Source organism: Algoriphagus sp. A40, assembly GCF_002002735.1.
Classification (GTDB): domain Bacteria; phylum Bacteroidota; class Bacteroidia; order Cytophagales; family Cyclobacteriaceae; genus Algoriphagus.
On sequence record NZ_MUNY01000052.1, the window covers coordinates 107,926 to 120,582 of the forward strand.

Here is a 12,657-nt window from a genome sequence, read left to right on the forward strand (position 1 = left end):
ATCAACAAATGAAAAAGCTCCTATTAACATTGACATTTTTGGCCGTGGTTTTTGCGGCAAATGCCCAAAGCAACAGTGTCGCCGCCTTGAAAGACAAATACAAGGCTGATGATGATTTCTTCCACCTCGAACTTGGCGGCAATTTCATGGACTTCGCAGAAGGATTCAAGATAGACATCGATGAAGACGATATGGCCACTGTAGCCAAATCAGTAGAAAAACTGAATTTCTTCACATTACCTGAAAGTTCCAGCAACTACGCAGAATTTAAAGCCCTTCAAAAGAGCCTGGAAAAAGAGCGGTATGAACTGCTGATGGAAGCCATGGAAGGCAAAGGCGGCGTAATGGTGTACTCCAAAGGAGCTTCAATTATCTCCGATTTGGTTATTCTGGTAGGAGATGAAAAAGAAGGTGACCTAATGGTGATCGAACTCAAGGGAAAATTTACCCAAGAGTCACTCGCAAAGGCAACTGCCAATCTAAATTGAGCCCAAAAGGAAACCATATTTTCAACTTTTAACGCAAAAAGCCCGGAAAACCTGGGCTTTTTTGTTTGACATAGATCAAAATCAAAAATATTTTCAACTTCTACAATCGATTGCGGAATAGGGTAAACTTCAAATGATGTAATTACATCATTTTGATTATTTCATCCTTTACAAACTTTTATTCTGTTTTTATGAAAAAAGCCCCCACAAAATCATCTTCGCAATCGTTAACGAGCTTCAATTATGCTATTTTCAATAATATGGCTTTTTTGTTAAGGAATTATAAATTTTTTTAAAGTTTTGTTGAAACTTTTGCAATTGTATTTCCGTCTGGTATCTTTGTATTGTAATTCGAATTGCATCGAAGACCCTGTAACCCAAAATGTCCCCCTGGTAGAATCAGTCTATCCTGTGGTTACAATCAAAATCAGAAACCTATTTAAACCAACTAGTAAAATGAAAAAATTATTCACTATGCTTTTTGTTGCGGGGATCGCAACTGGAGCGTTCGCTAAAAACGACGAGAAGTCTGTAGAAATCAGACAAACAGAACCGGCTAAAGTAATGGTAGCCGTTGCATCTGTACCGCAAGGTACAATGACCGTGAAAATCACCGATGCTGACGATCGTCTGGTATTGCGTGACAGAATCACTAAAACCGAAGCTTTTGCAAAAAGATACGACCTGAATGCACTTCCAGTAGGTGAATATTCAATCGAAGTATCTGATGAAAAAGGCACTTTGAGAACTGCGACCTTCAATACTCAGGCAATTGTGAAGCCTGTTGTTTACTCCCGAGTGACAGAAATGGGTGACAATCAATACAGATTGTTGGTATCCAACCTGGAAGCAAAGGACGTGACTGTGCAAATCTATGACGGAGACAAACTGATCCACACTGAGTTGATCGACAATCCTCAGGGTCTTCACAAAATCTACACTATTGACGAGCCAGGAACTCCAGGAGCAATCAGCTTCAAAGTGACTACTTCTAGTGGATTCGAAGCATACGTAGCATCAAGCAAATAATTAAACCAACTTTAAAGTGAAACCCCTGCTGAGGCAACTCGGCAGGGGTTTATTTTTTGTCCCGAATCCAAAATGGGAATACCTTGGGGTCCGTTAAAAAAGATCCACTTTAAAGTTTTTCAAAAACCAACCTGGCATGTCCCATGATTTCTCTTTCGAAGCAAACTCTGTTTGGTCGTACCCGAAGAATAGCCAATTGATGTCTGAATTCTTTGTCTGTAAATAGCTTGGGGACCAAAGAGGCAAACCAGAGGTATTTTTTCAGGCTGAATTGGTAAAACCGCTTAGTCCATTCCCGATTTGTCTTGACATAATCTAATCTTCCGTCACTGTAGTAGGTGTTTTTGAAAAAAGGACTGGCAGTCCGCACGATATGCTCATAACCATAAGCAATCCAGGAATCAGGATTATGCTTCAGCAAAAGTGCAATAATATAACTGTCAGAATCTTTTGGAGCATTGATATCGATCTGATCAAATGGGATCATGTTTTTCTCGAACGTCATGCTTTGCATGTAAAATTTACCTCCGGGTTTGAGAAGATTCGATACGTGACGGAAATAATCCTCATAAACCTCGTCCTGTCTGCCGTCAAGATAATCCTTCACAGAGGACACATGCTCGAAACTTCCAAAAGCGGTCACCGCGTCGAATGTTCCAAAATCTTCAGGTTTGACAAAACGGGCGTCTTTGATGTATGCGGTCAAGCCATTTTGACGACAGGCATTCACCTGACCATCGGAAAGATTGACACCGATCCCGTCCGCTCCAACCACGTCTTTAAGATATTTGAGCCAGCCTCCCCAGCCACAACCCAAATCCAGAACCCGGCTTCCTTTTTTTATTCCCAAGGCCTCGGTGACAAATGCATGTTTTCTTCGTTGGGCTTCCTCCAGTGTAAGTGAAAAATCACCAAGATACATGGCATTGCTGAAAACAGGATTTTCTCCTAAACTATATCGTATAAACTTATCGATATTAGTGTAAGTGAAGTCCATCTCCTTCTTTTTGTCCCAAGCCTGACCCTCTCTCTCGCTGACACTAGATCCACTCCAAGACTTAGTTAATAACTCTTTGTTGATTTCTGTTTGATCCATTTGAATGTGATTGGTTTGGGGTTAAATCAAGAATTTAAAAAACTGATTTTCAGTAGTCTAAAAGTTAGTAGTTCTTTTCAAAAAAAAAAATCAACATTCCTGAGATAGCCGACAGAGATAGAAACTGATAGATCAATAAAAAATGGAAGCTTATTAAGTTCCACTTAACTTTTCAATCAAGAACTTGCGGAAAAGCAGCCACTAATTTTGCAACTCGGCTTCCAAGCCCAAACCCTTTTCTTAAAAACACCTCTTCCAATTCTCCTTTACCAAAAGGCTCTTCACCCGTTATCGCTGAGGCTCCAAATGCAGCATCCGCCTCTTCCCCTCCCACCACAATCATCCCATATATCAGCATGGAATGAAGCATATTGAGCATGACCAATTCCTCACCGATCGAAATCCCTCCTCCCGTTGAAAATGCCGCCCCTAACTTATTTTTTAAAGGCCTCCCCTCAAATGGCCAAGAATTGATAAACTCCTGCACCGCCGGAGCAACGTTGGCATTATAGACTGGCGAACCCACGATAATCGCAGAGGCTTCCAGTAAATCGCTTTCGGTCACTTGGTCAATGGATAAAAGTTTAACCTCTACACCTTTTATTGAACTTGCTCCCTCTGACACAGCCTGAGCTAGGCTTTCAGTATTACCCGATTTAGAATAATAGGCAATCAGTACTACCGGCAGATCTTGAGAGAAAGAACTGAATGCCAAACCAATGATAAAACACAAAACCAACGTAAGCCTTGTCATCTTCAACTACTTTGGAGCTATTTTCGAAATGATCGATCTGATCAAGCTGGGAGAAAGTTTTGCTATGAATGCAAGAATTTTTCCATGTCCCGTGAAGACAAATACCTTTTTCCTTTTATTGATGGCTCTTACCATCACTTTTGCAGCTTTTTCTGTTGGCCACATCAAATTTGCCGGGCGGGGATCTTGACGATCGGGATGAAAGATTCCATCATTATCTACCCTGGCAATGTTGCTTTCTACAAATCCCGGGTGAATCGTAGTGCAGGAAACCCCGCTTCCTTTCAGTTCCACTTGCAGCGACTCCCCAATGTTTTGGACAGCAGCTTTGGACGCTCCGTAGGCACCTACTCCAGGATTGGGGACAAAAGCTGCGACACTTCCAATCAAGGCCAACCGTCCTTTTGTTTTCCGCAAATGTGGCAAAGCAAACTTGCAGGTAAGTGCCAATCCGGTCACGTTCACGGCCAACTGACGTTGCCAATCACTTTCACTGAGTTCTTCTATTTTTCCCAATACCCCATACCCAGCATTGGCAACAGCGATATCCAATCTTCCAAAATCCAGAATTATTTGGCGCACACACGCATCTATACTTTTCGAATCCAAGACATCACAATAGTAGGCCTTGGCTTTTCCTTGCTTGGCTTGGATTTCCCGGACTACCTCATTCAATTCATCCATTCTTCTGGCGGAAATAGCCACAGTCGCCCCTAAGGAAGCAAATTCGAGAGCCATTCCCCTACCCAAGCCTGAGGATGCTCCTGTAATCCAAACTACTTTATCTATTACTGCCATTGGGTTTCTTCGTCTTTGTTGATTAGAAAAAAGTAATTCCTTAAAAGTTTAGAGGATAGGTGATTTCATAAGTTATGGATTTTTACAAAAAAATCCCTGTTCTACGAGTAGGACAGGGATTTAGAATTATAACCCAAAAGAAATTACTTCTTCCAGCTGGCTTTTCCGCCCTTGGCAGAATCTACCGTGATGCTGTAGTTAGATCCAGAAGACACTATCCATTTCACTTTTACAGCGCTCATACCCGGAACATTCTCAACAGCCAATCGGTCAGGGGAAGCTTTTTGCTCCTTGAATTTCTTCATATCCTCATCCTCCACGACAAACCCTGCCACCACTTTCGCGCCTGAAATCGTCACATAATCCGGTCTTTCGATCTTGTATTTCAAGTCCTGGCTCGCATGGGTTGGCATCATCCGCTCATTAAAAACAGTCGCTGTGATGGCTTTCAGTCCTCCACCCAAATCTTCCTCTTTCACATCCATAACTGAAAGTTTTGGAGTGTGATAGGCATGATAGATCGTGAAAGCAGCGTTTCGATGTGCATCCTGCTCAAGCAAAAATCCCGGATGTGCACGTCCAAAGGTCTTCTTAAATCCGCCAATTTCTACCGAGCCAAACTGAGGATGGCTGAATTCTTTCCAATTGACGAATGCATCCCCTAAAGTCAGCAATTGGTCTACTTTCATTTGCTCATCCTGTCCGCCTCTTCCGGAAGATTCCTGGTGGAAATAGAGATATGAAACCATCAGTTCGTTGGAATAGGTGAAGACACCTCGGTTGCCATAAAACCAGTCCAATTCACCCCCAAACACGGAATACAGATCTTTATACACAGTCAGGTAACGGTAACCGGGGATCATTTCCTCTCCTTTTTTACCAATCGCATCATAGATCCTAATGTCATTTTGATTGTAAGTATTCACATCCTCTTCCGCTCCCGGACCACGAAGAATCATACCTCCTGAATTGTGGAAACTCTGCGCTCCTGCGATGTTCGGATGCTTCATCACAAACTCCATCACAGACCTGTTTTCAGGCAAAGTAAACGGATATTTCAATGCTCCACGCTGAATGTAATCCGGCTGCCAGTTCCAACCCCAATCGCGGTTTGGATCGTAATAGCCAATGCCGTCGTCATTGACCTCTCCATCACCGTCGTTGTCTGTCCCTTCCTGGCCCAGCATTTCGTACTCTCCAACCTGATCAGGACCTACTGCCATCAATCTTCTTGGGTCCAGAGGATCTTTGATAAATCTGCCTGTTGGCGACTTACGGATCATCATGGTGATATGTCCGTCTCCATCGAGATCGTCCATTCTATCTTCGCCATTTTGCCCGTCACCGTCATTATCCAAGACGATCATCCCTGATCTAGGAGTGTTGGCGGTATTAGGCTCTTTGAAGAAGTTGTTTCTGGCGTCAGGATTGATAGTCGGGGTGATGTAAAAGGTCTTATCTCGAAGCAATTCCTTGACAAATTCATTGTCAGCATGCATTTCGGTCAGATACCAAGCTACATACAGAGAAAATTCCCCGCCCTGGACTTCATTGGAGTGAATATTTCCATCAATCCACATGGCTGGTTTGTCGGTGTCTTTTCCTGTTGAAAAATCTGTAATCGTCAGCGTCATGATGTCCCGGCCTTCGTAGGATTTGCCGATTGATTCGATTTTAGCCAAGTCCGGATGTGCCGCGGCTATCTTTTTCATCCAATCCCAAAGTACCTCGGAGCTATAATAGCGGTTCCAGGCGATTTCTACTTTTGGTTTATGCGGAGTTCCGATGGCCCGAAAGTAATTTTCCTGCTGTGCATTGGCTTCAAAAGACCCAAAACTCAATACTCCCAAAGCCAGGGCAACGATCAATTTTCTTGTTTTTAGATTTTTCATGGCTTAGAGTTTTACAGTTTCAGTGGCAAAACCTGTGTGGGAAGCTCCGGCTTTGAGTGTGATAGAACCGGTACCTCGGATGATCCAGCTGAAGGTTGCTTTTTCAAAAGCTCCCATGGAGTCCATTAATTTAATTTTGTCTCCAGAGACGATTTTGTCAGCGGATGCATCCAAATCTATTTTGATTTTCCTGAGCCATCGGGACCTTGCTCCCATTTCTGAATGGGTCGGCAGCGGCGAATTGTTGAAAAGATCCACTGTGACACGGGTAAGGCCATTTCCCAACGCTTCGGTCTTCAGGTTATGGAATTCCAGCTTGGGTTGCATTTCAGCCATTTTGAGAATGAAAGCAGTATGCTCTGCTGCAATTTCCCCCACTTTTTCAAATGGTGGATTGACCATCAAAAATGGTTTGATGCCTCCGACTTCCACTTTTTGATTTGGGAAATCAGGATGCTTCACCTCAGTCCAAGGGACGAAAGAATCCCAGCCCAAGGAATCTGCCCAAGCGAGGTAATTGGCTTCAGCATTGGTTTTTTCTTTGAATTCAGGAGTCCAATAGCCTGGAGTGGAGAAGCTCAGTCTCGCAAAATGGAAATAGGCCCACTGGAAGAAATCCCCGTCAGTTCCCTGATTGGTTTGCTGGAAAGCTTTCTGAGTAATTGTCTCATTGTAAATTCCCGAAACCATGGCATTAATGGCCTGATCTTTTTCCAAAATGGATGTCACCACGCGCTTTTTGGCATCTCCCGCATTGTATTTCAATGGACTGGAGAGATTATTGGAAGGGGAAAAAGTCACGAACGCGAAAATATTCCATTGCTCAAACAGGTAATCGAGCAATGCCCTGCTTTCCTTTTGTGAAACTGCAATATCTCCTGCCAAGGGCTCAAAAACCGGGAATTTGTAAGTCAGGGATTTATTGAAAGCAATGCCTTCCTGCAGGTCCTCGGCAAATTTTCCGTCCTTGTCATCGTCTTTGCTTTCCTTGTAGAGGCTGTATTTTCCGGCTTCCCCTTTTGATCTGTCAGCTTTCACCAAGACTCTGTCGTCTTCTTTGGAAAGCATCCATTCGCCCATGGAGTCCTCCACCCGCATCCAGGTGATCAGACCGTCTCCGTTGAGATCGGAATAACCGCTTTCGCCGGCTTTTCCGTCACGGTCATGGTCCATGGGTACAGCATTGCCTCTGCGCTCATATTTCAGAGCAGCATGGTATTGTTCATAGGCATCCGGAGATAGGTTTGGAAAAATGTAAAAGGTGGTTTTTTCAAGCGCTGAGTCATTTTCAGTCACCAGTTTTTCAGCAAACTGCAAAGCCAGCTCGACGCTCAGGACATGGAATCCCTCTACGCCTCCGACTATGGCGATGGCAGGTTTTTCATCTTTGGCTCCGGTGCCAATTTTGAGGACATAGATGTCTTTTCCGCCATCTGTTTTGGTGAGGGATTTCAGCTCCACGGAGGCGTTACCTCCAAGTTTTTGGAGCCGTTGGGTAACCTGGCTGAGCGTCGGATAATCTGATTGGGCAAAAACATTGCTGCAAATCAGACTCCCAAGCATCAGCCCGGTGAGTAAGAATTTTTTCATAGGGTAATGGTTTCGGGTTTTTTCTGATGAAAAGGATTAAACCTGGAATACACATTAGAAAATCTACTACGCCCAAAAAATGCTTTAAAATCAGCCGTTACACTTCACTTTTCGATCTCACCGTAGCGGTGCTACGCCTCGATCTCCAAAGTGACTGATTTTCTTGCATTTTTTAGTCTCGCTACGAATTCTAATGCCTAATCCAGGTTAAAAATTCAAGGGAAGTTTAGGAAAAAAAGGCAAGATTCTAAGACTGGATTTTTTTTGGAAAAGAAATCAGCCTCAAGTGGATATGGCACAGGATAAGTGGCGGGCAATCAGATTGGGGTTTGTCCTTTGGCAAAAAATGCCGTATTTCAGAAAAATAAGCAGGTTCCCATGTACCAAAAAATTGCACTAGCCATCGCTTTTTCTCCAAGGATGGAGGCTTTGATAGCTGAAGCCAAAAGATTGACCGAAATTTTTGAATCCGACCTTGTTTTGATCCATGTTGGATTAAAAACCACCGAACTGGAAGATAAACTTGCTGAAATTTTATTGAAGCAAGGCCTGGAAATCAATTCTGTCAACACAATTTGGAAAGAAGGAAAGCCTACAAAGATGATCCTTCAAGCCTGTGAGGAAGAAAAAGTAGACCTGTTGATGCTGGGTGCTTTGAAAAAAGAAGGCATTCTAACCTATTATCTCGGGTCAGTGGCAAGAAAAGTGATCCGGAAATCCAAATGTTCGGTTCTTACTTTGATCGACCCAATGATCCCACCTACAAAATTTTCAAAAGTGGTCATCAATGGGACTCAGTTGGAAGTGACTCCAAAAGTAATTGCTCAAGGATTGAAGTTTTGTCAGGCAGAAGGAGCTGCCCAAGTCCACATTCTAAATGAAATCAAGCTTTACGGACTTCAGATGGCCACGGCTGGTGAAGGCTCAGAGGACGAGGTTTCCAGTACACGTAGAAAATTGGTTCAGGAAGAAATCCGATATGTCCAGGAGATTCTCGATGGATTGGACCAAACGGGATTGAAAATAAATATCAAGGTTACTGCCGGTAAATGGGCGGTGGAATTGGTAAGATACTGTGAGACTATTAGTGCTGATCTTTTGATCATGGGTGACGAACACGGATACACTTTTATCGACCGATTATTCCCACATGACTTGGAGGAGATCCTTTCGGAGCTTCCTTGCAATCTTTTAATTATCAAATAAAAACAGATGGAAAAACTAGCACATGGCGAAGTAGTCAATCTGTTGATTCAGCTTGCAGTTATGCTAATTGCAGCGAGGGTTTTTGCAGAAGTAGCTCAAAAATTTAAACAACCCGCAGTTGTAGGTGAGATTTTGGCGGGGATTTTATTAGGCCCCACAATTTTGGGAGGAGTTTTTCCTGATCTTTTTGATTCCCTCTTCAAGTCCAATGCGATGACAAATATTGCATTGGATGGATATATTCAAATTTCGGTGGTTTTGCTTTTATTCATTGCGGGCTTGGAAGTCGATCTTAATCTGGTTCTTTCTCAAGGCAAAAAAGCACTCAACATCAGCTTCTTTGGTCTGGTAATTCCATTTGCCTTCGGTTTTACTGCGCCTTTTTTCTTTGCTGAGTTTTTTGGTTTTGCAGAAGGAAGCAAGCTTTTATTTTCGCTCTTTATGGGCACTGCGATGGCAATCAGTGCCTTGCCGGTAATCGTTCGGACCTTGATGGATTTGAACTTGTTCAAAAGTCGGATGGGAATGATGATCGTATCCGCGGCCATGGTGGATGACATCATTGGATGGATGATTTTTTCGATTATCCTGAGCTTCATGGGAAAGGAAGCAAATTCGATGGGATTGGGGTATACCATTCTGCTTACTGTGGGTTTTGCAGGTTTCATGGTTACACTCGGCAAATCCCTGATCAATAGAATTCTACCCTGGATCAACAAGAGGCTGGCCTGGCCGGGTGGTTTGATGTCCTTGTCTCTGGCAGCGTGCTTTTTGGCAGCGGCTTTCACCGAGTACATCGGAATCCATGCCATTTTCGGAGCCTTCATATTGGGAGTTGCCATTGGAGACTCTGACCATATGCCTGAGCGAGCTAAGGAGATTATTCACCAATTCGTCAACAATATTTTTGCTCCCGTTTTCTTTGTGTCAATTGGACTGAAGGTAAATTTCTTTACCAATTTTGACCCATTGCTAGTTATAGTCGTCATCCTGGTGGCCTATGCGGGCAAAGTAATCGGTTGTGGTTTTGGATCTATGCGGGGCGGATTGGGAAAATGGGAATCTGTCGCCATTGGATTTGGAATGAATGCCCGAGGAGCTATGGAAATCATTCTGGGACTAATTGCACTTGAGAATGGGCTAATCAATGAAAAGCTCTTTGTTGCATTGGTGGTGATGGCTTTGGTCACTTCCATGACATCGGGACCGCTGATGAAATGGGCTATGAAAAAGAAAGCCGCCAGTTCCGAATAAAGTCAAAATCCCGGTCTGTCCGGGATTTTTGTTTAACCCAAATTCCATTGCCTATTCCACTTAGAAAACTTCAATCGGAAGAATTAGAACAAAGCGGCTATTTTTGGGCTTTCCAAAGGAAATCTGAATTCAATCCATGGCTAATATTAAAGCAAAAACCGGCGTTCTGCTGGTCAATTTGGGCACTCCAGACAGTACGAATACCGGAGATGTGAGAAAATACCTCAGGGAGTTCCTGATGGATCCCCGGGTTATCGACATTCCTTTTCTGTCCAGATGGATGCTGATCAACTTCATCATTGCGCCTTTTCGGGCTCCAAAGTCTGCCCATGAATACCGCAAACTTTGGACGGATCGGGGTTCCCCATTGCTTTTTCATACAGTCGACCTGCAGGAAAAATTGATTCAAAAGCTCGATCCCAAAAAGTATGTCGTCAGCATCGGGATGCGCTACCAAAGCCCCTCGATTGAATCGGGCTTGGAAGAATTGCGAAAAGAAAAAGTCAGTAAAATCATTGTTTTGCCGCTTTTCCCCCAATATGCCTCGGCATCCACAGGTTCGGTGATCGACAAAGTGATGGAAATCGCACAGGGATGGCAAATCATACCTGAGTTTTCTTTTGTCAGCAATTTTCTGGATCATCCAAAGTTTATTGAAGCCTGGGCTGAGCGGGGAAATGCACTCATCAATGAGAAGGATTACGACAAAATCCTCTTTTCCTACCATGGCCTTCCCGAAAGGCAAATTCTCAAAGGCTCTGTTGGTGGCTATTGTCAGCTTGGCGCTTGCTGCAACAAATACGGCCCTTCCAATACCTATTGCTACCGAGCGCAGTGCTTCCAAACTACCCGGTTGATTGCTGAGAAAATGGGTATCCCAGAAGAAAAAACCGTCAATTGCTTCCAATCCAGACTGGGCAAAGACCCTTGGGTAAAGCCCTATACGGATGAAGTCATCACAGAATTGGCGGCTCAGGGCGTCAAAAAGGTGCTGGCATTTTCCCCTGCATTTGTGGCAGATTGTCTGGAAACCACGGTAGAGGTGGCTGGTGAATACCGGGACAAATTTCTGGAAGCAGGAGGAGAAGAATGGGATTTGGTGCCAAGCTTGAACTCCGAAGATACCTGGGTGGAATGTGTGAAGGATCTGGTGGAAAGCAGGAGTTGAGATTCGAAATTTGGGGTTTGAGATTTGAAATTTTCCGTTTCCGTTATCCTGCTTTTCCGAAAGCAGGATTGTTTGTATTTAATTAAATCAATGCAGCTTCTGGAGAAGCAGCATAACCCAATAGAAGCAGCATAACCCAAACCCCTTGAGGACGCCGTAAATCGTAAATCAAAATTCGTAAATGTCCAAGTCCTCTAGCCAAACCCTTCTCATTTTAGGTATCATCCTGATTTCAATCAATCTCAGGACATCGATTGCTTCAGTAGGACCGCTGATCCCTTTTATCCGAGAAGATTTGGATATCTCCAATGGCTTGGCAGGTTTTCTTACCACCCTTTCTCTGTTGACTTTTGCGGTGTTTTCACTTTTTGCTCCTTCTATAGGAAAAAGGCTGGGACATGGAAAAGCCATTTTTTTGGGAATTCTACTTTTGGCAATTGGCGTAATAATCCGAGTCCTGGGTGGAATTGAACTTCTTTACTTTGGGACGGCACTGACGGGAATTGGAATTGTAATCGCCAATGTGTTGATGATCCCCTTTTTCAAGGCGAGGATTCCCGAAAAAATCGGACTGATGACCGCCATTCTTTCTACCGGAATGTCCCTTTTCGCGGCAATAGCATCTGGATTCAGTGTTCCACTTGCTGTGGATTTGGGACTGGGATGGAGAGGCTCTCTTGCTTCTTGGTTTATCCTGATGATTCTGGCTTTGGTGGTTTGGATCCCTCAGTTGAAAACCCACCAAACCGGTCGTCAGGGAGAATTGCTTCAGGCCAAGAACGTCTGGAAATCCCGATTGGCCTGGCAGGTTACCCTTTTTATGGGGGCCCAGTCAGTCATGTATTTTACCATGATCACCTGGCTGCCGGATATGCTGATCGCTCGGGGAATGAGTCCTGTAAAAGCAGGAATCGCACTATCTTATATGCAGCTGATCTCCCTGATCGGCACATTCTTCGTTCCAAATCTCCTGATGCGGCTCAAGGAACAGTCAAATGTGATTCTGACCGTAGGAATCAGCTATCTAGTCGGCTACGGGGCACTTTTCATCCAAAATGAGGGGGTTACTTTTGCGGCTTTGACCATAATCGGGATTGGCAGCGGTGCGAGCTTGAGTATTGCCTACACTTTGATTTCACTTCGCTCAGCCGAGGATCTGACCACAGCCAAACTTTCCGGAATGGTGCAATCAGCGGGATATATTTTAGCCGCATTAGGGCCATTGGTTTTTGGGATTTCCCTGGATCTTTTCGACAACTGGAACATCCTGATTTGGTTCCTGCTGATCATGACGATACAGTTTATCGGATTTGGATTGCCTGCAGGAAGGGATAAAAAAATTCAATAACAGCTTTTACAATCCCCCTTCTCTTTCAAAAAAG

Annotated in this window: 11 protein-coding genes; 6 read left to right on the plus strand and 5 right to left on the minus strand. The window is 43.9% G+C overall.

What is annotated here, in order from left to right; genetic code table 11:
- Positions 1–8: 8 nt before the first annotated feature.
- Both B0E43_RS30995 and B0E43_RS31000 read left to right on the plus strand, forming a co-directional pair.
- Positions 9–488: a DUF4252 domain-containing protein gene (locus tag B0E43_RS30995; protein WP_077349991.1), complete on the plus strand. Its 480-nt coding sequence runs from the start codon at positions 9–11 to the stop codon at positions 486–488.
- 456 nt (positions 489–944) lie between these two features.
- On the plus strand, positions 945–1,517 hold the full coding sequence (locus B0E43_RS31000) for a hypothetical protein (protein WP_139352751.1): 573 nt from the start codon (positions 945–947) through the stop codon (positions 1,515–1,517).
- Between the two features lie 109 nt (positions 1,518–1,626).
- On the opposite strand, the gene B0E43_RS31005 is transcribed toward B0E43_RS31000, so the two are convergent.
- The 5 genes from B0E43_RS31005 to B0E43_RS31025 all read right to left on the minus strand — a co-directional run bounded on the left by B0E43_RS31005 (position 1,627) and on the right by B0E43_RS31025 (position 7,647).
- A complete protein-coding gene (locus B0E43_RS31005) occupies positions 1,627–2,613 on the minus strand; it encodes a cyclopropane-fatty-acyl-phospholipid synthase family protein (protein ID WP_077349995.1) in 987 nt (328 codons plus the stop codon).
- Positions 2,614–2,785: 172 nt separating this feature from the next.
- Complete coding sequence (locus tag B0E43_RS31010) at positions 2,786–3,367, minus strand: flavodoxin family protein (RefSeq protein ID WP_077349997.1); 582 nt, start codon at positions 3,365–3,367, stop codon at positions 2,786–2,788.
- 6 nt (positions 3,368–3,373) lie between these two features.
- The gene (locus B0E43_RS31015; RefSeq protein WP_077349999.1) at positions 3,374–4,165 is read right to left on the minus strand and encodes an SDR family oxidoreductase; all 792 of its coding nucleotides are present in this window, start codon (positions 4,163–4,165) and stop codon (positions 3,374–3,376) included.
- Between the two features lie 143 nt (positions 4,166–4,308).
- On the minus strand, positions 4,309–6,057 hold the full coding sequence (locus B0E43_RS31020) for a M14 family metallopeptidase (protein ID WP_077350001.1): 1,749 nt from the start codon (positions 6,055–6,057) through the stop codon (positions 4,309–4,311).
- A gap of 3 nt (positions 6,058–6,060) precedes the next feature.
- Positions 6,061–7,647 (minus strand): M14 family metallopeptidase, encoded by a 1,587-nt coding sequence (locus B0E43_RS31025; protein ID WP_077350003.1) that lies wholly within the window; start codon positions 7,645–7,647, stop codon positions 6,061–6,063.
- A 378-nt stretch (positions 7,648–8,025) separates the two neighbouring features.
- Here B0E43_RS31025 and B0E43_RS31030 point away from each other — a divergent pair, with 378 nt between their 5' ends.
- The 4 genes from B0E43_RS31030 (at position 8,026) to B0E43_RS31045 (ending at position 12,623) form a co-directional block, all read left to right on the plus strand.
- The gene (locus B0E43_RS31030; protein WP_077350083.1) at positions 8,026–8,853 is read left to right on the plus strand and encodes a universal stress protein; all 828 of its coding nucleotides are present in this window, start codon (positions 8,026–8,028) and stop codon (positions 8,851–8,853) included.
- Positions 8,854–8,859: 6 nt separating this feature from the next.
- Entirely contained in the window at positions 8,860–10,107 is a 1,248-nt protein-coding gene (locus tag B0E43_RS31035; RefSeq protein ID WP_077350005.1) for a cation:proton antiporter, read from the plus strand.
- A gap of 136 nt (positions 10,108–10,243) precedes the next feature.
- The gene (gene hemH / locus B0E43_RS31040; protein ID WP_077350007.1) at positions 10,244–11,275 is read left to right on the plus strand and encodes a ferrochelatase; all 1,032 of its coding nucleotides are present in this window, start codon (positions 10,244–10,246) and stop codon (positions 11,273–11,275) included.
- Positions 11,276–11,456: 181 nt separating this feature from the next.
- Positions 11,457–12,623 (plus strand): MFS transporter, encoded by a 1,167-nt coding sequence (locus B0E43_RS31045; RefSeq protein ID WP_077350009.1) that lies wholly within the window; start codon positions 11,457–11,459, stop codon positions 12,621–12,623.
- Positions 12,624–12,657: the final 34 nt, after the last annotated feature.